Origin of the sequence: Maridesulfovibrio pacificus (SeqCode) (genome assembly GCF_048612815.1) — a bacterium.
Lineage (GTDB): Bacteria > Desulfobacterota > Desulfovibrionia > Desulfovibrionales > Desulfovibrionaceae > Maridesulfovibrio > Maridesulfovibrio pacificus.
The window spans coordinates 3,523,202-3,544,646 of record NZ_JBLZNE010000001.1 but is presented as its reverse complement, the minus strand read 5'-3'; the positions used below and the strand labels follow the sequence as shown (position 1 = coordinate 3,544,646).

The following is a 21,445-nucleotide window of genomic DNA, read 5'->3' as shown; positions in this document are numbered from 1 at the left end:
GGAGAGCCGTCGGAGGCAAAAAACTACGCCTTTTCCCAGACCTTTTCAACACAGTCCAAAAGTGCCCTAACCACGGGATCGTTTTCCCTTTTACACGGGAATCCGAAATAGAGACCGACCTCGATATGTCCTCCGGGCCAGATATAGAATTCTCCCTTTTCTACTCCTTCAGCCGCTTCGTCAGCACGCATAACGGTAATACCGTTGCCGGATTTAACTAAGGCGTTGTGGGTATCCTCGCTATCGGCAATCATGGATTTGGATACTTCAAGATCGCGGGAAGAGAAAGTTTCTTCGAGCTTTACGTTGAAAGAACATTCCTCCGGAGTCCAGATCCAATCCAGCTTCGAAAGATCTTCCCAACTGGCATCTTTCATCTGATCCTTCCAAGAAGCAGGTCCGACCACATGCAACAGAGTATTCTCAAGCAGGATACCATCCACTTCATCAGGCGGGCAATTAGAATAAAAAAAGCCGCCATCAAGCTTACGGGCGGCAATGTCACTGCGGATTGTCCAAGTGGGCATCTGCACCAGACGCACGGATAGCCCCGGGAACTCTTGCTTAATCAATTTAATCAGCTGCGGAGTCCTTAGATATACGGGCGAGGTCTGCAAACCTAAACGTGCAACCCCGGAAAGTTCACCTTTAAAGGTCTGGGCTTCCGATTCGAACTTTTCCACGGAATCAAGGATATCACGGGCTTTTGCCAGAAGCTGTTTTCCTTCCGGAGTAGGCTGCATACCTTTGGGAGTGCGCAGAAACAGGCGCACGTCGAATTCTTCTTCAAGTGACTTGATATGCAGGCTGATGGTGGACTGGCTGGCATGCAACCGCTTGGCAGCACGGGTCATATTACCTTCCTCGGCCACCACTACAAATGTCTTTATCTGGTATAGTTCCATATTTTAACCACTTAGCTGCGCCATTTAAAAAGTCGAAAATGGTATCAGAAATATTAAAGGCAGGGTTCGAGTATTTCCATTGGATTGAAAACATGAAAACAGGCAATAAGGATTCAATGACTACGTGATTTTATAATCTTGATCACGCTTACAGGAGAACGACCATGAGCACCATCAGCGCATTTGTTACTGAAGTTTTCACCCCAGAAGACAGCGAATATGGCCGCGAAAAGAAACTCGACCCCGTAACCGGAATGGTTAAAACAATTTTCTGGGTCGGCGCAGCAATGGCTTTCACCATTCTCGTTTCCGGTCTCTAGTAAGAATTTGACTGATTAGAAAGTAGTAGCTGCAAGGCGCAAGAAAAAAAACAGGAACGATGCGTATCAAATCATACGTGAGTTTCTGATTTTTTCGCAGCAACGAAGCAAATGCTGCTTTATAAACTGTCAGAGTCCGCTCCTTGACGGACTCAGGTTACTATACCCTTATCATGCTTTCTCCACCCACCGGCAAGGGGTGGATGAGAACTTTTTACGGCTCGTTGGCCGGCTAGTAATTAGCCAGCTGACGGGCCGTATCTCTTGCTATATCCCTGCGCTTGAGTTCTTCCTTACGGTTATGAACATTGCGGCCCTTGGCAAGGGCAATCTCAAGCTTGATCTTACCTCTTGAGAAGTACAGTCTGACCGGAACAACGGTCAAGCCTTTCTGCTCAACCTTGCTCTGCAGCCTCTCTATTTCACGCGCATGCATCAGCAGCTTACGCGGACGGTCCGGCTCATGCTGGGTGTATCCGGCATGGTCGTAAGGCGCGATATGAATGCCCACCAGCCATGCTTCGCCTTCCTTGAAATTAATATAGCCATCCATGAAGCTGACCAAGCCCTGACGCAGAGACTTCACTTCGGTTCCCTTGAGAACCAATCCGGCCTCAAGGGTTTCCACGAATTCGTAATTACGGCGGGCCTGTTTATTGAGCGCAATTGAAGATGGGCTCTTCTTTTTCTTCTTAGCCATGATTTCTGATTAACCTGTGATCTCTTCATTATCCAGAAGAGACGCAAAAAAGGTCAGTTCTTCCGGATACTTTTTATAAATATTTTCCGTAACAAGACGGTTGATTCTGCTAACAGTACGGCAACCAAGCACATCTTTAAGCAGCTGCTTGCATTCCTGCATATTCAGCTGGCGAAGAATGCGTTTGATGCCGGGTATGGCCTGCGGGGTAAGGCTCAGGCTGTCGATCTGCATGCCCATGAGAATCGGGACGCAGTAAGGATCGGAAGCAACCTCACCGCAGAGGCTGACCCCGATACCAGCCCGGTGTCCGGCATCGACCACGTATTTAATTGAACGCACAACAGCCGGATGCAACGGCTGATAAAGATAGGAAACATGTGGGTTAGTGCGGTCAATACCCAGACTGTACTGGATCAGGTCGTTGGTACCGATACTGAAAAAGTCCACTTCCTGAGCCAGAATCTCGGCAATCATAACTGCTGCCGGAAGCTCGATCATAACCCCGATGGGCATATCTTTATTAAAGGGAATGCCTTCTTCAAGCAATTCCTGCTGTGCGCGTGCAAGGGCAGACTTTGCCTGCAAAACTTCCTTCAGCCCGCAAATCATGGGAAACATCATCGAAACATTTCCGTGCACACTGGCCCGGAGCATAGCCCGCAGCTGAATCCTGAAAAGCTCCTGATGCTTGAGGCAGAAGCGCATAGCCCGCAGTCCGAGAGCCGGGTTAGCCTCGTCCAGCGACCCGAAATGGGACATGAATTTGTCTGAACCGAGATCAAGAGTTCGCAGGGTTACCGGACGCGGAGACATGATAGCCGCAAGCTCGGAATACTTCTCTGCGAGTTCGTCCTCAGTGGGCAGATCAGTTCGGTTGAGGTAGGCATACTCGGTCCTGAAAAGGCCGATCCCCTCACCCCCGTTATCTATTACAGCCGCGACTTCTTCGAAAAGTTCTATGTTCGCATTGACGTGGACCCTGTAGCCGTCCTCTGTTTCAGCCGGAAGCTGACAACCGCGAATGATCGTCCGCTGGTAATCATCAAACTGGGTTTCCAGAGTATAGTAATGCTCAAGTTCCTCGTCCGAAGGATCAACCAGCACCTTTCCGGCCAGCCCGTCAATGATGACCAGGTCGCCATCAACAACGGAATTTTCCAACTCCGCCGCACCGACAAGGGCCGGGATATTCAGGGTCCGGGCTAAAATACCGGTATGGGAAGTTTTACCGCCAAGGGTGGTCACAAAGGCCATGAGCTTGTTGACTTCAAGCTCGATGGTATCCGCCGGGGTCAGATCATGAGCCATGAGCACCACGCGCCCTTCAACAGGACGCAGATTGGCCTCACCGCCGATAAGTTTCGCCTGTACCCGCAAAGCCACCTGACGCACATCCTGCATACGTTCACGGATATAGACATCCTCAAGCGCACCAAAGGCTTTTTCAAGGTCATTTATAGCCTTGTCCAAAGCCCATTCGGCATTAATCTTGAGTTCGTCAATATATTTAAGGGCGGAGGATTGAAGTTTGGGGTCCTTGAGCATCATCAGGTGGGAATCGATGATCAACTGGTGTTCTTTCAGCTCTTCGGGGACCTTTTCCCGCACAGCTGCGAGCTCTTCCACTGCATCGCTAAACCCTTTCTTCATACGCGCAGTCTCACCCTCAACCATATGCATAGGCACAGTTTGCCTAGGCAGTCTGGAGGAAATACTGCGGTTAAGAAAGAAAGCCTTACCGATGGCTATACCTGTTGATACGGATATTCCGTTGACGACCGCTCTGGCCACTTACTTTTCCTCGCCGAATCTGTTTTTAAAAAGGCTCTCAAGACAATCAAGAGCGGCTTCGGCATCAGTGCCGTCAGCCCGCAATTCAAGGACACTGCCCTGAACGGCTGCCAAAGTAAGCACATCAAGAATACTCTTGGCATCGACTTCCTGAGATTCGCAGACAACCACTATGCCCGCTTCATATTTCTGGGCTTCCTGCGCAAGTTTTGCTGCCGGACGGGCATGCAGTCCCAACTGGTTGCTAACAACCACAGTCCGGACAATCGCCTCCCCTCCAGCCGGGGTCTCTTCGCGAAGCACACTCTCTTCAGTCATTTGTTATTAATCCTTATATCTTATTTCTTCAAAAGAAAAAATCACAGCATATGTAATGTCATAAGTCCGATAACAACCACCAGCACTGCCACTACTTCCCGGGCAATTTTACCGGTTGCCACCAGCCAGCCCAGTACTCCGAGCACTGCGGTGCCGCCGAACCAGTCGTATGCAAACAACGGTCGCGGCCATAGTTGAAACCAGATCAACAAAACAAGGAAACCGTTGGCGTATTTAAGCCGCTCTCCCCAGTTGATCAAGTCCCATCTTTTCAATTCATCCAAAAATCCCAGTCCCTTATTTCTCCCGGACCAGAAAGTGAAGACCTTGAACGTTTGCAGACCGGCAAACATCAATACACCGAGTAGCATAGCCTGCAAATGAAGACCAGCCAGTAACATATTCACGGTTGCCAAGGCCCAGAAAATGAGTCCGCTACCGGAAAAAACCGAATCACCAATAGCTGAAAGAGTATAGCTGGTGGTGTTCTTTAATTTATCCAGCAATTGGACCGGAAACCGTCCGTCTCTGATCTGTACCTCAACAGACAGAAAAATCGCGACCAAAAGCGGAGCCCAGAACGGATGCGAATTGTAATGCTTAACGTAACGCTTGCGGGCCTTAACAAGGTCCGCATGATCATCATAGATAGCCTCAAGGCCGGGCTGCATGGCATAGGAAAAGCCTATATTCTGCAAGCCGCGGGTATTGAATCCCGCTCCCGCAAAATAAGAGCGCAGAAAGCATCTGGCAAAAGCCGGACCTAATTTCTTTTTCCCTTTATCCATATATTTTGATGCGCTACGCGCTTTTAATTAAAGATTTCGCTTCCGGCGGCTCAATACCTTTTAATCAGGCTTCGCCACCTTTCATAGCAATACTGCTAAACGCCTTTTTTCCTTTCAGTTACCTTTTCATAGACCGCTTTAGCTGTCCAGCCTTCGACCTTTTCGGCGATGCGTCTTGCGATAGCTTTAGGCTTGTCGCCTGACTCCATCTCAGTATCAATCATTCTGAAAATATCTTCTTCGGATGCCGGACCTTCATTCACCGGAGGGCCGATAACCACGGTGATCTCCCCACGCAACTCTTCGGAGACATCAGACCAATCTTTCAGATTGCCATTGATGAACTCTTCGTAATCCTTGGTAAGTTCACGGCAAATAGCAAATTCACGGTTACCTAGACTCTCATAAGCCAGATGCATGGTTTCGCGCAAACGGGATTTACGCTCGAAAAATACAATTGTAGCCCCGGTCTGACCGTAAACTTCAAAAAGCTTACGCATCTGCCCTTCCTTACGCGGCAGAAATCCCAGAAAAGAAAAAGGGTACGGTGGCAGGCCACAGCCCGAAAGAGCTGTCACCGGGGCACTGGGACCGGGAACCGGAACAACACGTACGCCGTGTTCGCGGCAGGCCCGGACCACCCGATAACCGGGATCGCTCATGAGTGGGGTTCCGGCATCAGAAACAAGTGCAGCATCATTACCCTCATCAAAGTGGGCCAGCACTTTTTTGATTCGCTTCTCTTCGTTGTGCTCATGCAGGCTGACAAAACTCTTGCCGGTAATGTCCAGCGACTGGAGCAGTTTGCCAGTGCGGCGGGTATCTTCCGCAAAAATCAGATCGGCAGAGGCTAATACCTTCCTAGCCCGCTCGGTAATATCACCAAGGTTGCCAAGCGGTGTTGCCACTACCCATAAAGTCGGTGAGGTCGAATGCATTTTCTATATGTTCCGCTCTAAAGCCGGTTCCGTCATCATTCACAATAACCAGATCGAATCGGCAGGGCCTCTCCCAGAGATCAAATGCCGAAAGGTAGCGGGTCGCGGCCTTGACCAGCTTCTTGCGCTTGGCCGGAGTCACTGCCTCAATGCCGGATTGCGTACTGCGTCCGGCTCTGGTCTTCACTTCCACAAAAATTAATTCATCGTCTTTCTCGCAGATAATATCAAGTTCCCACTGCTTCCAGCGCCAATTACGCTGGCGCAAATAATATCCGCGATTTTCCAGAAAACGGGCCGCGTAATCCTCGCCCGCCTTACCGAAATCTAAATGCCGGGGAGACACATGCGCTCCTGCTTGGCTTTCTTCTTCTCAGGCAGCACGCCCTTGAAGGTCAATCGGTGCACAGCACAAGGACCATGCTCCTTAAGTGCGTCAAGATGCACCTTCGTTCCATAGCCCTTATGGATTTCAAATCCATAAGCGCCATAACGCTTCGCCAGTTGCACCATCAGCTTATCCCGGAAAGCCTTAGCTAAAATAGATGCCGCTGAAATTGCCGGAATCTTCAAGTCGCCCTTAACCACAGCTTCCTGCCTGAATCCTGCCACACTATTCAAATACGGCACAGGAATGGCCTTATTGCCGTCTACCATTAGCATCTGAGGCTTGACCTTCAGATGAAGCACAGAACGCCCCATAGCCCGAAATGTAGCCTGCAAGATATTAATCTGGTCCACAACCTGCGCGCGGCTAACACCCAGCGCCCAGCAGACAGCCTGCTTCTTGATCTCAACAGCCAAACGATCCCGCGCAGCTTCATCGAGCTTCTTGGAGTCTGTAAGTCCCGGCAGATCGTACTCTTCAGGCAATATCACTGCCCCGGCAACAACAGGACCGGCGAGACAGCCTCGCCCTGCTTCATCAATTCCAGCAGTGATGAGTTTTTCAGTTTCAAAACCCGGCAATAAATTTTCAGACACGAACAGACTCCGACCCTTTAAAAAGTAAAAAACCGCCATACCCGAACTGATCCAGCCCGGGAATGACGGTTTTCAACACAATTTTGCGCACCCGTAGCGGACTGTAAGTCCTTACGGGTATAACCGCGAAGCATAATGCTTCGTGGCCTACCAAGCCTGTTTGGACTTGATACGTGCAGCCTTACCTTTAAGGCCACGCAGGTAGTAGATGCGGCTGCGGCGTACTTTACCTTCAGCAACTACCTCTACACGCTCGATGTAGGGGGAGTGTACGGGGAAAACACGCTCAACGCCGATACCGTCAGAAATTTTGCGGACGGTGAAGGTGGAGTTGGTGGTACCGTTACGGAAACGCAGGACAGCACCCTGGAAAACCTGGATACGTTCCTTTTCACCTTCGATAATACGCAGGTGTACCTTTACAGTGTCGCCAGCTTTGAAAGCGGGCATATCAATACGCATCTGTTCGCGTTCGATTTTTGCAATTACGTTGCTCATGTCGCTACTCCTTATATAAATTCTTTTGCGGCACCCGAAGGCGGATCTACCAGGCGTCTTTAAGCAGCCTGTCGACCGTGATCGCCACCGCACTTCTTACTGATAGATGGTTGTATCCGTCCATGAACCTGATAGGCCGTAAGCTGCCTTCTGCCATGTCCAGAATTTCGGGGGCCAACCCGTGTCCGGTACCGAAAACCAACAGAACGGGATTATCCTGCAACATTTCACGAACCTTATTCATGGTCGTGCTGCCTGCGCCCCGTGCGCTGGTGGTCACCAGTATCGGTTTCTTACCCGTTCCCGACTCAATATGCTCCACCACATCTTGCAGGGAATCTTTAACTCCTACTTTGGAAAAAGCTGCAGCGCGGTCCGGATTGAACTTACTTCCCGGTCCCGAGGTCCAGTGAGAAATAATCCTCTCGGCCAATTTCTTCTGATCCTCGATTGGAGTCACCGCAAAAAATCCACTAATTGAGTAAGAGCGGGAAACGCGGGACATATCGTGAATATCGAGGTTTGTCAAAGAAACAGCGGCCTTTTCTCCAAATTTATTTAGCACCGGATAGTGCACAAGAGCCATATAAAGATTTTTTCCCAAACGTTTTCGGGGTATTGTGCGCAAATAACGCACATCATCTTTTTTTAACCCTTCTGCTTCGGCCAAAAGCTCCGGCCGGGCATCCAAGGTCTCATCCAGAGACTTTTTTCTCCTCCATTCTTCGATCAGGGCGTGGTTGCCTGAAGAGAGAACATCCGGCACAGAATGCCCGTCAAATTCCGGGGGACGGGTATAGTGCGGATACTCCAGAAGACCGGAAGAGAAACTCTCCTCCGTACCGGACTCGGAATGCCCCATAAAGTCCGGCAGTAGGCGGGCGACAGCCTCAATGAGGCACATGGCCCCGGCTTCGCCCCCGTTGAGCACGAAATCCCCTACGGAGATTGTTTCAACGGGAAAAATATCTTCAAAGCGGGCATCAATGCCCTCATATCTTCCGCAGACGAGGGTCAGCTCCTCTTCCTTGGAAAGCTCCACCGCCATCTTCTGGGTCAGCGGCTTGCCTTTGGGCGAAAGCATAATCAGCCTTTTACCCTTGGGGCAGCCTCCTTCCACAGAAGGCTTTATACCTACGGAATCGAGGGCCTTGGCAATTGGATCAATAAACATGACCATGCCAGGCCCGCCTCCGTAGGGGCGGTCGTCAACAGATTTATGACGGTCTGTAGTAAACTCACGGGGGTCGACCTTATTAAAAGAGACTATACCCTTTTCAACGCCTTTACCCATGAGTCCGTGAGACAGCGGGGAATCAAAAAATTCCGGAAAGAGTGTAACCAGATTAAATTTCACTAATGTTCCAGCCTTGGAATTTAAAAAAGCGGCACTCTGACCTATTTCTTTTTCTTCCCGTTATCTTTCTTATCGGCCTCGGTCAGGTAGATGTCGAGCAGCCCTTCGGGTGGTTCAACAACAACCTTTTCCGCGTCCAGATCAACAGACAAGACAAATTCTTCAACAGCTGGGAAAAGGATTTCCTTGCCCTCTGTTGAAGAGATCACCCATGTTTCCTGCCCGGGGGCAAGAATGAAGTTCGAAATGGTTCCAACCACAGTCCCGTCTTCAAGTTCGACGCTCATACCTTCAAGCTCGTACATGTAAACTTCGTCATCCCCGGATTCGGGAAGATCAGCCTCACGCACAAAGATTTCCATACCGCGCAGGTTTTCCGCCTGATCACGGTCTTCAACACCCTTGAAGGTTAGAAGCACGCGCCCTTTATGTTTACGTGAAGAGCGCACGACAAAACGACGGGGCTTCTGTCCTTTCTTAGCCAGATACAGACAGGGGACCTCGTCGAAGAGAAAAGGGGAGTCCGCATGAGATTCGATGCAAACTTCCCCCCTGAGACCATGTGGTTTGACCACCTCGGCAACTACAAGCATTTCCATAGCAGCCTGCCGTTATGGTCAGGTTCGAGGACTCTTATTCCAGAATTTCCAGAACAGAGCGTTTTCTCACCTTGGTTGATGCAGCACCGAGCAGGGTTCTCATGGCACGCGCGGTGCGGCCCTGCTTACCAATAACCTTGCCCAGGTCTTCTTTAGCGACCTTGAGTTCGATTACGGAAGTCTGCTCCCCTTCGATCTCGGTGACAACTACTTCATCCGGATTGTCAACAAGCGATTTCGCGATGTATTCTACTAAATCCTTCAACATGCCAACAACCTCCGCTTCTGATTTCGAGTGTGTACCGTGAGTAGTGAAGAAGAATTCGAACCTGGTGAGATACGAACCCTAAGAATTTGCTTTGAGGAGAGATTTAACGGTATCGCTAGGCTCAGCGCCTCTCTCAAGCCACTTCTCTACTTTTTCCTTGTCAATTTTCACTTCAACAGGCTCAACCATAGGGTTGTAGTAACCGCAGAAGTCCAAAGGACGACCGTCACGTCTGGTTTCGCTGTTGATTGCTACGATTCTGTAAAAAGGGCGTTTTTTGGAGCCCATACGGGTCAGTCTAAGTTTAATAGCCATTGTCTACTTTCCCCCATATAATCTTAAATTAAGTGGTTCGTTAATAAATTGCAAGCAAATGCCCACAAAAAACTACTTCTTCTTTTTCTTGCGGGTTTGCTTCTTAAGCTTTTTCTTTTTGCGGGCCTGAAGGGTCTTCTTACTCTTGGCCTTGGATGGCTGAGGCATTCCGCCCATTCCTTCCATACCTTCCAACCCTTCCATACCGGGCATTCCCGGCATTCCTGCGCCGCCGCCAAGTCCGGGCATTCCGGGCAGATTCGGCATCTTGGGCATTTTACCCTTTCCGCCTTTGCCGCCCATCATTTTCTTCATCATCTTGCTCATCTGCTCAAAGTTCTTGAGCATCTGATTGACCTCTTCAAGCTTAACACCGGAACCATTAGCAATTCTCTGCCTACGGCTGGGATTGATAAGTTTAGGTTGCCTGCGCTCCTGCATGGTCATGGACGAGATGATGGCTTCTATCCTGTTCAGTTCCTTATCCGGAATCTCCATATCGCCGAGCTGTTTAGTCAGCCCGCCGAGGCCGGGGATCATTTTCATGATCGAACCCATGGAACCGATCTTCTTCATTCTGCGCATCTGGGTGCGGAAGTCCTCAAGGTCGAATTCGGCCTTGCGGAATTTCTCGGTAAGCTTTTCAGCCTCTCCCTCATCCATCACAGACTGGGCTTTCTCGATCAGGGAAAGTACATCCCCCATGCCGAGAATTCTTGAAGCGGCCCTGTCCGGGTAGAAGAGTTCAAGCTCGGAAAGCTTTTCACCCATACCGACAAACTTAACGGACTTACCGGTAACGGATTTGATGGAGAGCGCCGCACCGCCTCGGGCATCACCATCCATTTTGGTAAGGACGACACCGGTAACATCAAGTTTGTCATCAAATGTGGAGGCAACATTGACAGCGTCCTGCCCTGTCATTGCGTCCGCCACGAAAAGGATTTCATCCGGAGAACATTCTTCCTTGATGGAACAAAGCTCTTCCATCAGGGGTTCATCAATATGCAGTCGTCCGGCTGTATCAAAAAGCAGAACATCACAACCAGCCTCTTCAGCCTTGACCATAGCGTCACGGCAGATGTCCACGGGGTTCATTTCCGTTGTGGACGGGTAGGCCGGCATATCCAGCTGTTTGGCCAGCACATGAAGCTGGTCAATCGCAGCGGGACGGTAGACGTCGGCAGGAACAAGATAGGGTTTGAACTTCTTACGCCGCAGATACAAAGCAATCTTGGCAGAAGAAGTGGTCTTACCGGAACCCTGAAGGCCGACCATCATGATTTTGGAAAGCTTGCCCTTTGTGAGCTGCAGTCCTTCCTGCTCGCCACCGAGCAGCTCGGTAAGTTCGTCGTTAACGACTTTAATTACCTGCTGTCCGGGAGAAAGGGATTTTTGGACCTCCTGCCCGAGAGCGCGCTCCTTTACCTTTTCCACAAAATCTTTAACGACCTTGTAGTTTACGTCCGCTTCGAGAAGGGCAAGGCGCACTTCGCGCAATCCGGCCTGGATGTTTTTTTCATCCAAGCGTCCCTGCCCTTTGAAATTTTTAAAGGCTTCGGAAAGTCTATCTGATAGGCTGTCAAACAATTCTCTTATCTCCGCCGGCTAAGCATTTTTACGCGCAAAAACCTCAAAAGCTCCACCTTTTCTCGATTGATGCTGATTGCGTAAAGAAAGGGGTTGTCTGTTAAAGCTTTTATCTACCCAAGTCAAGTGAAGACTCATATCAACTTTTTCGAAAATGACAAACACTTATCGTACAACCTTGAAAATTTGCTTACAATATTTCTTGCTTTTTTAAACAATGAACCGTTTAATTGCATAATATTACATAACCGTATCCATGCAACTCAAGGAGACAAACGATGCCCAACATCGTCAAGGCGGAAGAATTTCATCTTGTTGACCCCATGGGAAGATTAAGATCAAAAATATACATTTCAAATGAAGGTAAAGTGGTTGCTGATGTCTATGATTCTACAGGCCAACTGAACAACCGGGTCGACTTGCAAAAAAACATTAAATCAGGACCTACCGCACACCAGAATGTGGCCCCGCACAAAAAGGAAACACTCGGAGCATGGCACGCACGCATCGCTAACGAGGTTAAACTGAGTCAATCAAAGCTGCATGTGGGATCATACAAGCTTTATATAGATTTTGTTGAAAACAACACTATGGCCAGCGGTAAATATCAGAATGAAGTCATTGAAGTTTCCGGCGAAATAGTAGATGTTTCAACAAAAGGATTCGGCGATCTGCATGTAGGACTCAAAGGAATTTCAAATTTTACCGCCGAAGTTATCTGTCATTTTACCGAAGACCAGATTCCGGTAGTCAGCAACCTCAAGCCGGGCTTAAAAGTGCGTATCAAAGGGAAATGCACTGAGTACGTCAACAAGAGGGTGAAAATATGGGGGTGCCAGTTGCTGTAGGCCGGAGTCTTCATAAGTGCGCCTATGCCTGTATCAGATCAATTAAAAAAAGAATTGCAACACATTGCTGACGAATGCATTGATTGCGGCAAATGTATGACCAAGTGCCGCTTTCTGGCTGAAAGCGGCTCCCCTGTATCAATCGCCTTGCGGGCTCTTTCTTCCGAGGAAGACGCAGACAAGGTTTCAATACGTTCCTATGCCTGCTCAATATGCGGACTCTGCTCCGCGGTCTGCCCCGTAGCGGCTGAGCCGGAACGCATGTTCAGGGAATTGCGCAACCATGCGCAGGCCAATGCGATTTTCCGTCTAGATAAATACGATCCGCTCCTCAATTACGAACGACTGGGGCAACGCTTTCCTTTTAAAGGTGAATTCATCCCTGAAAATTGCAGAACCGTATTCTTTCCGGGATGCACTCTCCCGGCAATGCATCTCGATGCCACGAAAATAGCATACAAGATAATCAAACGGGAAGAACCGACCATGGGGTTGGTCCTTAACTGCTGCTCCAAGCCTTCCAAGATGCTGGGACTTAAAAGCAGACATGAAGAAGCGCTTTCCGGATTGATTCACAGACTTGAGCGCAAGGGGGTCAAAAAGATCATTACCGCCTGCCCGAACTGCCACAAAACTTTTCAGGAATTTAACTCTAAACTGAAAATTGTCTCTATATATAAAAGACTCAAGGTCTCTAAATTTATCCCTGTCCGACCCACGATTCAAGAAGTTACCATCCACGACCCCTGTGTAATCCGCAATGAGACAGAGATGCACAAGAACGTGCGGGCACTGCTCAAAGCAATGGGGATCAGGGTGGTGGAAATGCGTCACAGCCGCACAAATACACTCTGCTGCGGTGAAGGCGGGGCAACTAATTTTCATCAAAAAGACTATGCTGAATACTGGTCACGCAAGCGCATTACAGAAGCGCAAAGGACCGGAGTCCCCATGATCACGTACTGCGCAGGCTGCGTTAATTTCCTTGGCTGCAAATACCCCACTGCACACGTACTTGATATCCTGCTGGTAAAACGCAAAAGAATACCCAAACCCGTTGCGTTCCCCTTTAACTATCTTAACCGGCTGATCTTCAGATTCAGCAGACATTAATAATTTGTACATTTTTCATTATTGGGCCTTCTAATCCTGAACAGATCAATGTAACACAATTACCAATGAGTTCAGACAATAAAGCCCTTACAGTATCAGAGATTCCCTTAGCCCTTTTCAGTTTGGGACTGCCTTTAACCATGGCAGCCTTCAGCCTGAGCGGATATGCTGCACCCTCCAATCTGGCAGAGATACTCGCTACCGGACTGGCTGTATTAGGACTCACCCTGGAGATGCTCCGGGGAGACAAAGAAACTGTCGCTCCACTCTGGTTTAAAGCCGGAATCCCTGCTCTGCTCATTACCTGGATTTCTTTTAGATATTTTTCAGGATTAACTCAGCCGTTGCTTGATCATTTACCCCTGTTAATGGCAGCCAAGCCCCTTTTATTTTTAATTGTCTCCATTCTTTGGCTAAGCCTATTCCCTCCTCCGACAACCAAACAGATTTCTTTCTGGTCAAGCTGGCTGGCTTTACTCATATGCGCAGAATTCATTCTCCGTTTTTTTATATTACACGATCCAGCCATCCCTTCTTTCTTCGGAATGTCGAGCATCTGCGGCCCAATCCTTCTTGTAGGACTTTGCGCGAGCCTGCATAACGCAGAAGAAAACGCATTCCCCCGACTGCTCATCCTTGCCGGGATCTTCTGCACTCTAGGACGTGACATAATTTTTGCAGCAATCCTGATCATGCTCATTTTCAGCCCTACTGGGGGGTTGAAAAAATTTATGCTTGTACTTTGTATGTTCCTATTCAACTACCTTTCCCTGCAAGTACAAGAAATGACTTTCATGAACAGACAGGATCTCCCTTCTTATTGGCTGTGGTTCTCCATCTTAGAACTTGTTGCCAACAACCCGGAGCTTCTACTGACCGGATTTCCCCTGACTGTCCCTCTGCCCCTAAATATCCCGGCTTCGCTGTGGACAATCTGGCATGGCCAGCAACAGACATGGACCGGTTCCGGAATCTACCTATTTCATATTCCGCCTTTCTGGCTGCACTTACTCAGTTCATGGGGACTGGGAGGCTTTTGCCTTATCGCAGCATCTGGAACCGTATTATACAAACGCTTTCCATCCACAATGCTGGGTAGCCTTATCACGACCGTAATTGTCTGCGGTTTCTTCTCCCCTTTATTCTATCACCCTGCATGTGCCCTGATCCTTTTCCCTGCTTTCATCACTGCCACCACCCCGGAAGTCCAGTCATTCAAGTTTGAATAGTTTCAACTACCTCAAAACAGCCTTCAAACAACTTTCAACCACCTGTTTTTCAGCACTATTACTTCTAAGGTAGTTTTTTGATTACTTTCGTAATACAAATGTAATTCAAAAGTAATTTGTTATGTTTATATTTCAGAGTCATTTTAACATGTAATCACTGTCAATCATCAGTTCTAATTAATTTCATTTGGTATTACATATGTATTGACATTTGTCATTTTACCAGTAAGATCCAACTCAAACACAACAGGTAAAAACAGGCAAAATGAGCAGAAAAGTTAAATCGGTACGAGTTCCCTTAGAGCTGGAAACTCTTAATCTTTCCAAGCTTATCCGGGAATTTGAGAACTATCTCAGAGATCTGGAGTCTGCCACTTTGCTTAAGCAAGAAGGCAACCGCGAAGCAGCGGAAGCCCTGATCAAGACAAGGCAATTGGATTTAGGGAAGAGAATTGCCAAAATGATATGGGAAGCCAGAGTCGAGTATGGTAAAATCAAATAGATCTTACCTTTGTAATACGAAATAAAATACATTTGTATTACAGAATGACGTCAGCAAAACAAATTAGATCAGGGTTGCCATTATGAAACCTAAAAGAATCAGCGAAAGCAGAACCTTAATGACCTACAGGGTCCTGCCGCAGGACACTAACCCGGCGGGAAACCTGCATGGCGGAGTTCTGCTTAAACAACTGGACCTGGTAGCCGCCACCTGCGCCATGCGTCACGCACGCAAGCCGGTGGTCACCGCATCCATCGACCGCATGAATTTCCTTCGCCCTGCTTACGTAGGGGAACTTATCAACCTTCATGCAAATGTTAATATGGTGGGTAGGACCTCTATGGAAATCGGGGTCCGGGTCGAAGCTGAGAATCTTTTAACCGGTGAGATAAGGCATACCAACTCTGCCTATCTTACATTTGTCGCCATGGGGGAAAACGGTAAACCATCCCCGGTACCACCACTGCTCCTAGAGACCGGAGTGGACCACAGGCGCAACAGAGAGGCCATGGAAAGACGGGCTGTGCGCAAGGAAGAAAGGATACGGGAAACCGCATCAGCAGCACAGAACGGGAGCAAGGAATAAATCTCATCATTCACAGCTCGAATAGCGCGGATTACGTCCGAAGTCAGCCGAATCCGTGCTGATTGCATCTACCATCAGATCGCAAGCTACTCCGAGTCTGGTTTCTGGCCGGGAGCTCCACCCTCCCGGCTAAAAATTTCGGCATCCTGCTCCTAGGGCGTCCGGTCGGGATTAACCCGGTCCCGGGCGGACGCCTCGCCCTTTTTCAACACCATCAAGGCCGGAAAGCCCCTGCATGCGAACATTCGTATGCAGGGGCTTTCCACGTTTTTGACTTCACAAAAAAAGCAGAACTTATCGACAAGCAACCAACGGCAATTTCCGCCCGATCCCTATCCCCCGCTCGCTTAAGACAGCTTCGTAAGCCCAGCATTCAACACCTTCATCTAGAGCTTTGTAAAACAACTCCGCGTACTCAGGATCAATAAAATCTGCGGGACCGAAACAACTACCGTCAGTGCGTTGCACAAAAAAGAATAAGGCGACACGATCTCCTTTTGCAGCAAGATCCATAAGCTCGACCAGATGCTTGCGACCGCGCTCAGTCTGGGCATCCGGGAAGCAGGCAACGTCATCCTCTACGAGGGTTACGTTCTTACACTCCACCCAAAGTTTGGGCAGCTTGCCGGAATCATCGGTAAACAGGCCATCAAGACGACTGTTGCCGACCTTCGCTTCACGCTTGATAGTTGTATAGCCGCCGGTCTCAGGAAGCTGTCCGGCTTCAAAAGCCAGCTGCAGCATTTTGTTAGGGACAGCAGTATTAACACCTATCATTTCCCCGAACGGCATGACTGCCTCAAGGGTCCACTTGAGTTTGCGCAGAGGATTCTGGGCCGGAGAAATATAGATTTCCTGCCCCTCACGCAACAGCCCAAGCATAGATCCGGTATTATTAGTATGAACACCGACAACCTCACCATCGAGCATCGCCTCTACGGTGAAACGTTTGTACCGCCGGACAAAAACTGCCCGACGACAATTTTGCGGATAAAAAATTAACGGTTCTGACATTTTACATTCCTTTGAGGACGTGATGATATCTACACCGAAACGGTGGGGCTTTTTTACGAACATCAACAAAGCTAAATATCAAAGAGGTTTGCTTCCCGTATAGAGGAAGGTTGAGCATTCACAATCCACGGAGAAGCCCCTAATATGAAGCTGAAAAGCCTAGTTTGACAATGATTTTCATACCATCTGATAGCCGGACTAAGGCCTAAAACCCCTTGACGAATCACTGGGTATCTGGAATATCGTCCTGTTAGTCACAGTGTGACAGAATTCACATTTTTGGCTTTTTCCCAAGCCAAACTCTATTTCCGGACCCTGCATAAAAAACAGTGCAGCGGCCTGAAATTTATTATTGTTTACAATACAGGTAATAAACATGAGTCTTGTACAAAAATTGTCGGAAAGAAAAGAAGACCTTACAGCTAAGTGGTATGATTTGGTTCTGTCTTCCTATCCTAAGGAAACACAGGAAGTTTGGAGATCAAACAGCGACCAGTTTACCAACCCTGTCGGGGTCACCATCAAGAAGGTCACCGGCGAACTTTTTGACCTTATCCTTGAATGGAAAAGTGCCGACGATCTAGCAAACTCCCTTGACGAACTGATCAGAATCAGGACCGTACAGGATTTTGCACCATCCAAAGCTTTAAGCTTTGTCTTCCTTTTCAAGAAACTCCTGAGAGACGAGTTCATGGAGGAACTGAAAAAAGAAGGCAAACTTGATGAGTTGCTCGCGTTTGAGGCCCGGATAGACAATCTGGGACTTATCGCGTTCGACATCTATACCAAGAATAGGGATTTGATTGCGCAAATGAGAATTGATGAAATCAAAAGATCACATCACATGCTCCTTCGGCGGGTCAACAAAATCGAGGACGTTTCGGCCAAAGGGGCCGGACAGGTGTAGTGGCCGGCTTCCCAAGGAAGCCAAACGTATAAGCGAGGTGAAGGTAGATGAACGCTTTGTACTCACTCGTTTTAGTTTTTGCCTTGGTGCTCATCGCACTCTTCGGAGTGGGTTCCGCACATATGGCAGGACTGTTCGGCACTCTGTTACCGTATGTAGCAGTTGCCGTATTTCTGGTAGGCTTTGCCAACCGGATTATCGGCTGGGCAAAAAGCCCGGTTCCTTTTCGTATCCCGACCACGGGCGGACAGCAGAAGTCTCTGGATTTTATCCAGCATGACCGCTTTGACAACCCCGTGACCCCGGGTCAAACTTTTATCCGTATGGTCCTTGAGATCTGTTGCTTTCGTTCCCTCTTCAGGAACACCAAAGTAGAACTCAGGGACGGAAGAGTAACTTACGCCTCATCTAAATATTTGTGGCTGTTTTCCCTGCTCTTCCACTACTCATTCCTGCTCATCGTGATCAGGCACATGAGACTCTTCTTCGAACCCGTGCCTGCTTGCATCGGCTTCGTGGAAATGATTGACGGTATCATGCAGCTCGGTGTACCCAGACTGTACATGTCAGACCTCCTGATTCTTGCCGGCCTCGGCTTCCTGCTTAGCCGCAGACTTCAGGATCCCAAACTGCGTTACATCTCTCTGGTAACCGACTACTTCCCGCTGCTTCTCATCATCGGCATCGCCCTTTCCGGCATCTACATGCGCTACTTTGAGCACGTAGATATTATGGCCATCAAGAAGCTTACCATGGGTCTTGTTACCTTCAGCCCCGTTATTCCCGCAGGTGTGAGCGTGGTGTTCTACATCCACCTCTTCCTCGTGTGTGTGCTGCTGGTTTACTTCCCCTTCAGTAAGTTGATGCACGCGGGCGGCGTATTCCTGTCTCCCACAAGGAACATGCCCAACGATACCCGTATCAACCATCACGAGAACCCCTGGAACGATCCTAACATCAAGCCCCACAGCTATGAGGCTTATGAAGATGAGTTCAGGGAAGCAATGATTGAAGCGGGTCTCCCGGTGGAAAAAAAGGCATAGAGCGTCTTATAAGACCTATGCCGGACAGACCTTAAATATCTTTTGATGAGGAGTTGACATGGCTGACCTCCCAAAAGCTGATGAGCTTTTTAAAAGCATTAATTATACACCGCCGTCCACTGGGTGGATGGACACCCCGGTAGATACCTCTCCGGGCAACTGGTGTTATCCCGCAAAAGCGGAAAAACTCGAGTACCTCGGCTTCCCCAACCCTCGTGAGTGGAACCCCGCTGACGTGGATTGGAAGCTTCCTGAGAACTGGCAGGACATCGTCCACGAAGGTTTCAAGGAAAGACTCGATAAGTATCGTTCACTGAAAGTATTCATGGACATCTGTGTTCGCTGTGGTGCTTGTGCAGACAAATGCCACTTCTTCATCGGTTCCGGTGATCCTAAGAACATGCCCGTCCTGCGTGCGGAACTTATGCGTTCCATCTACCGCAAGGACTTCACCATGGCCGGTAAAATCCTCAGCACCCTCACCGGGTCCAGGGTTATGACCGAAGATGTTCTCAAAGAATGGTTCATTTACTTCTACCAGTGCACGGAGTGCCGTCGTTGTTCCCTGTTCTGCCCTTACGGCATCGACACAGCGGAAATCACCATGATGGCGCGTGAACTGCTGCACCTCTGCGGTGTGAACATCAACTGGATTCTTGAGCCGGTTTCCAACTGTAACCGTACAGGTAACCACCTCGGTATCCAGCCCCACGCATTCAAAGACATCGTTGACTTCATGGTTGACGATATCGAAGAAATCACCGGTAAACGCCTGAACGTACCCATCAACGAAAAGGGTCATGAAGTTATATTCATCACTCCTTCCGGTGACGTTTTCGCTGATCCCGGCATCTATACCTTCATGGGTTACCTGATGCTGTTCGATCACATCGGTCTTGACTACACCCTGTCCACCTACGCATCTGAAGGCGGTAACTTCGGTCTCTTCACCTCTGCTGATATGATGAAGAAACTGAACGCCAAGATGTACGCCGAAGCTGATCGCCTCGGAGCAAAATGGATTCTCGGCGGTGAGTGCGGCCACATGTGGCGTGTTATCAACCAGTACATGGATACCATGAACGGTCCGGCGAACAACCTTGAAGTTCCCGTGAACCCCATCACCGGTACCGTGTTCGAAAACGCACGCCAGACCAAGATGGTTCACATCACTGAGTTTACTGCTGACCTGCTCAAGCACAACAAACTGAAGCTTGATCCCAGCAGAAACGACCATATCCGTGCAACCTTCCACGATTCCTGTAACCCCGCTCGCGCCATGGGCCTCATGGATGAGCCTCGTTACGTCATTAAGAACGTTGTTAAAAACTTCTTTGAAATGCCCGAACAGACCATCCGTGAGCAAACATTCTGCTGCGCTGGCGGTTCCGGCCTGAACACTGACGAAATCATGGAAATCCGTATGCGCGGCGGTCTGCCTCGCGGTAACGCACTGAAAGCCGTTCAGGAAGAGCACGATGTAAACATGCTTTCCTGCATCTGCGCTATCGACCGTGCAACCCTGCTTCCCCTGGCCAACTACTGGGCACCCGGCGTAGACGTCTGCGGTGTTCACGAACTGGTTGGTAACGCTCTCATCCTTGACGGCGAAAAAGAAAGGGAAACAGACCTTCGTTTCAATCCTCTGCCCGGGAAGGAGGGTTAAATCATGCACTACGGTGGAAAAATTATAACCGGACTGGTTATCTTCCTCGGCCTGGTGTCCATGCCTTTCTGGTTCAACATCGGCGGAAGCTATGAAGAGCCGAAGGTAGAACTGCCCAAGAATGCTAAAATCTGTGTTGCTCCCACCCAGAACATGCGTGAGAACCACATGAAGCTTCTTGACGAGTGGAGAGATATGGCTCTTCGCGAAGGCAAAAGAACTTACATCAGTGCTAAAGGCGATAAATACACCATCAGCCTTCAGAACACCTGTATGCAGTGCCACACCAGCAAGGAACAGTTCTGCGACAAGTGCCACGTTGATGCGAGTGTAACTCCCTACTGCTGGGATTGCCACGTACCTCCCAAGGAGGCTAAATAATGAAACAGAGTAGAAGAAACTTCCTTAAGTTTGCAGGCCTTTCCGCTGCCGGACTCTGCATCGCACCCACCGCTGTTATGGCATCCGGTGGACCCAGCGGTGGAGCTCATGCAGCAGTTAACGACAATGCTATCCACGCAAAGCGCTGGGCAATGGTCATTGACTCCCGCAAAATTAATACTGAAGAAGCAATTGAATCTCTGGCTGAAGTATGCCACCACTTCCACAACGTTCCCAAAATCGACTCCGATGAGGAAATCAAATGGTTGTGGTCCGGTACTTACGGTGAAGTATTCCCTGAACAGGTGAATAACTTTCCTTCTGAAGCTCAAGAAACACACAGATTCCCCTTACTCTGCAACCATTGCGAGTCTCCTTCATGTGTACGCGTTTGCCCCACCAAGGCGACTTTCAAGCGCCCTGACGGCATCGTTGCCATGGACTACCACCGCTGCATCGGCTGCCGTTATTGTATGACTGGCTGCCCCTACGGCGCACGTAGCTTTAACTTCAGTGATCCCAGACTCCACATGGATATGGACAAGATCAATAAGAAGTTCCCCACTCGCATGCGCGGCGTAGTTGAAAAATGCAACTTCTGTGTTGAGCGTCTCGCTGTAGGAGAAATGCCTGCATGTGTGGAAAAATCCGCTGGCGCGATCATCTTCGGCGATCTGCAGGATCCCAACTCCAATGTGAGAAAGGCCCTGCGTGAGAACTTCACCATCCGTAGAAAACCGACCGCAGGCACTGAGCCCGGCGTTTACTACATCATTTAGGGG

At 49.1% G+C, this 21,445-nt stretch carries 26 protein-coding genes; 11 read left to right on the top strand and 15 right to left on the bottom strand.

What is annotated here, in order from left to right; all coding sequences use genetic code 11:
- Window positions 1–23: 23 nt before the first annotated feature.
- Entirely contained in the window at window positions 24–905 is an 882-nt protein-coding gene (locus ACNI23_RS16430) for a LysR family transcriptional regulator (protein ID WP_420250324.1), read from the bottom strand.
- A gap of 164 nt (window positions 906–1,069) precedes the next feature.
- Between ACNI23_RS16430 and ACNI23_RS16425 the strand changes: the two genes are divergently transcribed.
- Window positions 1,070–1,225, top strand: coding sequence for a hypothetical protein (locus ACNI23_RS16425; RefSeq protein WP_420250323.1), 156 nt, complete (start codon window positions 1,070–1,072; stop codon window positions 1,223–1,225).
- Between the two features lie 232 nt (window positions 1,226–1,457).
- On the opposite strand, the gene smpB is transcribed toward ACNI23_RS16425, so the two are convergent.
- The 13 genes from smpB to ffh form a co-directional block, all read right to left on the bottom strand.
- Window positions 1,458–1,925 carry an SsrA-binding protein SmpB gene (gene smpB, locus ACNI23_RS16420; protein ID WP_420250321.1) on the bottom strand — a complete coding sequence of 156 codons (468 nt, stop codon included), beginning with the start codon at window positions 1,923–1,925 and terminating at the stop codon, window positions 1,458–1,460.
- Window positions 1,926–1,934: 9 nt separating this feature from the next.
- Window positions 1,935–3,719, bottom strand: a complete 1,785-nt coding sequence (ptsP, locus tag ACNI23_RS16415) for a phosphoenolpyruvate--protein phosphotransferase (RefSeq protein WP_420250319.1) — start codon at window positions 3,717–3,719, stop codon at window positions 1,935–1,937.
- Window positions 3,720–4,037: an HPr family phosphocarrier protein gene (locus tag ACNI23_RS16410; protein ID WP_420250318.1), complete on the bottom strand. Its 318-nt coding sequence runs from the start codon at window positions 4,035–4,037 to the stop codon at window positions 3,720–3,722. It abuts the gene before it with no gap.
- A 41-nt stretch (window positions 4,038–4,078) separates the two neighbouring features.
- Window positions 4,079–4,825 (bottom strand): PTS system mannose/fructose/sorbose family transporter subunit IID, encoded by a 747-nt coding sequence (locus ACNI23_RS16405; RefSeq protein WP_420250316.1) that lies wholly within the window; start codon window positions 4,823–4,825, stop codon window positions 4,079–4,081.
- A 95-nt stretch (window positions 4,826–4,920) separates the two neighbouring features.
- Window positions 4,921–5,763, bottom strand: coding sequence for a 16S rRNA (cytidine(1402)-2'-O)-methyltransferase (gene rsmI, locus ACNI23_RS16400; protein ID WP_420250314.1), 843 nt, complete (start codon window positions 5,761–5,763; stop codon window positions 4,921–4,923).
- Window positions 5,705–6,109, bottom strand: a complete 405-nt coding sequence (locus ACNI23_RS16395; RefSeq protein ID WP_420250313.1) for a YraN family protein — start codon at window positions 6,107–6,109, stop codon at window positions 5,705–5,707. The genes rsmI and ACNI23_RS16395 overlap by 59 nt, the downstream gene beginning before the upstream one ends.
- Window positions 6,091–6,747, bottom strand: coding sequence for a ribonuclease HII (gene rnhB / locus ACNI23_RS16390; RefSeq protein WP_420250311.1), 657 nt, complete (start codon window positions 6,745–6,747; stop codon window positions 6,091–6,093). Before rnhB ends, ACNI23_RS16395 begins: the two co-directional genes overlap by 19 nt.
- 147 nt (window positions 6,748–6,894) lie before the next feature.
- A complete protein-coding gene (rplS, locus tag ACNI23_RS16385; RefSeq protein ID WP_420250309.1) occupies window positions 6,895–7,245 on the bottom strand; it encodes a 50S ribosomal protein L19 in 351 nt (116 codons plus the stop codon).
- A 46-nt stretch (window positions 7,246–7,291) separates the two neighbouring features.
- On the bottom strand, window positions 7,292–8,602 hold the full coding sequence (gene trmD / locus ACNI23_RS16380) for a tRNA (guanosine(37)-N1)-methyltransferase TrmD (RefSeq protein ID WP_420250308.1): 1,311 nt from the start codon (window positions 8,600–8,602) through the stop codon (window positions 7,292–7,294).
- Between the two features lie 41 nt (window positions 8,603–8,643).
- Window positions 8,644–9,201 carry a ribosome maturation factor RimM gene (gene rimM / locus ACNI23_RS16375; RefSeq protein ID WP_420250307.1) on the bottom strand — a complete coding sequence of 186 codons (558 nt, stop codon included), beginning with the start codon at window positions 9,199–9,201 and terminating at the stop codon, window positions 8,644–8,646.
- A gap of 34 nt (window positions 9,202–9,235) precedes the next feature.
- Window positions 9,236–9,469 carry a KH domain-containing protein gene (locus ACNI23_RS16370; RefSeq protein ID WP_012765792.1) on the bottom strand — a complete coding sequence of 78 codons (234 nt, stop codon included), beginning with the start codon at window positions 9,467–9,469 and terminating at the stop codon, window positions 9,236–9,238.
- A gap of 78 nt (window positions 9,470–9,547) precedes the next feature.
- Entirely contained in the window at window positions 9,548–9,784 is a 237-nt protein-coding gene (gene rpsP / locus ACNI23_RS16365; protein ID WP_012765791.1) for a 30S ribosomal protein S16, read from the bottom strand.
- Window positions 9,785–9,856: 72 nt separating this feature from the next.
- A complete protein-coding gene (ffh, locus tag ACNI23_RS16360) occupies window positions 9,857–11,374 on the bottom strand; it encodes a signal recognition particle protein (RefSeq protein WP_420250306.1) in 1,518 nt (505 codons plus the stop codon).
- A 278-nt stretch (window positions 11,375–11,652) separates the two neighbouring features.
- Between ffh and ACNI23_RS16355 the strand changes: the two genes are divergently transcribed.
- The 5 genes from ACNI23_RS16355 (at window position 11,653) to ACNI23_RS16335 (ending at window position 15,652) form a co-directional block, all read left to right on the top strand.
- Window positions 11,653–12,222 carry an OB-fold protein gene (locus ACNI23_RS16355; protein ID WP_420250304.1) on the top strand — a complete coding sequence of 190 codons (570 nt, stop codon included), beginning with the start codon at window positions 11,653–11,655 and terminating at the stop codon, window positions 12,220–12,222.
- Window positions 12,223–12,246: 24 nt separating this feature from the next.
- Window positions 12,247–13,335: a (Fe-S)-binding protein gene (locus ACNI23_RS16350; protein ID WP_420250302.1), complete on the top strand. Its 1,089-nt coding sequence runs from the start codon at window positions 12,247–12,249 to the stop codon at window positions 13,333–13,335.
- A 65-nt stretch (window positions 13,336–13,400) separates the two neighbouring features.
- Window positions 13,401–14,564: a hypothetical protein gene (locus ACNI23_RS16345; protein WP_420250300.1), complete on the top strand. Its 1,164-nt coding sequence runs from the start codon at window positions 13,401–13,403 to the stop codon at window positions 14,562–14,564.
- A 265-nt stretch (window positions 14,565–14,829) separates the two neighbouring features.
- Window positions 14,830–15,066 carry a hypothetical protein gene (locus tag ACNI23_RS16340; RefSeq protein WP_012765786.1) on the top strand — a complete coding sequence of 79 codons (237 nt, stop codon included), beginning with the start codon at window positions 14,830–14,832 and terminating at the stop codon, window positions 15,064–15,066.
- 82 nt (window positions 15,067–15,148) lie between these two features.
- Window positions 15,149–15,652, top strand: a complete 504-nt coding sequence (locus ACNI23_RS16335) for an acyl-CoA thioesterase (RefSeq protein WP_012765785.1) — start codon at window positions 15,149–15,151, stop codon at window positions 15,650–15,652.
- Window positions 15,653–15,946: 294 nt separating this feature from the next.
- On the opposite strand, the gene sfsA is transcribed toward ACNI23_RS16335, so the two are convergent.
- Window positions 15,947–16,666 carry a DNA/RNA nuclease SfsA gene (gene sfsA, locus ACNI23_RS16330; RefSeq protein WP_420250299.1) on the bottom strand — a complete coding sequence of 240 codons (720 nt, stop codon included), beginning with the start codon at window positions 16,664–16,666 and terminating at the stop codon, window positions 15,947–15,949.
- 376 nt (window positions 16,667–17,042) lie between these two features.
- Between sfsA and ACNI23_RS16325 the strand changes: the two genes are divergently transcribed.
- From ACNI23_RS16325 to dsrO, 5 genes are read left to right on the top strand one after another with little or no spacing between them, the layout of a single operon-like run.
- Window positions 17,043–17,573 (top strand): RsbRD N-terminal domain-containing protein, encoded by a 531-nt coding sequence (locus ACNI23_RS16325; RefSeq protein ID WP_420250297.1) that lies wholly within the window; start codon window positions 17,043–17,045, stop codon window positions 17,571–17,573.
- A gap of 47 nt (window positions 17,574–17,620) precedes the next feature.
- Window positions 17,621–18,616: a sulfate reduction electron transfer complex DsrMKJOP subunit DsrM gene (gene dsrM / locus ACNI23_RS16320; RefSeq protein ID WP_420250295.1), complete on the top strand. Its 996-nt coding sequence runs from the start codon at window positions 17,621–17,623 to the stop codon at window positions 18,614–18,616.
- 58 nt (window positions 18,617–18,674) lie between these two features.
- The gene (gene dsrK, locus ACNI23_RS16315; RefSeq protein ID WP_420250294.1) at window positions 18,675–20,282 is read left to right on the top strand and encodes a sulfate reduction electron transfer complex DsrMKJOP subunit DsrK; all 1,608 of its coding nucleotides are present in this window, start codon (window positions 18,675–18,677) and stop codon (window positions 20,280–20,282) included.
- A gap of 3 nt (window positions 20,283–20,285) precedes the next feature.
- Window positions 20,286–20,663: a sulfate reduction electron transfer complex DsrMKJOP subunit DsrJ gene (gene dsrJ / locus ACNI23_RS16310; RefSeq protein ID WP_012765780.1), complete on the top strand. Its 378-nt coding sequence runs from the start codon at window positions 20,286–20,288 to the stop codon at window positions 20,661–20,663.
- A complete protein-coding gene (gene dsrO, locus ACNI23_RS16305; protein WP_420250292.1) occupies window positions 20,663–21,442 on the top strand; it encodes a sulfate reduction electron transfer complex DsrMKJOP subunit DsrO in 780 nt (259 codons plus the stop codon). Before dsrJ ends, dsrO begins: the two co-directional genes overlap by 1 nt.
- Window positions 21,443–21,445: the final 3 nt, after the last annotated feature.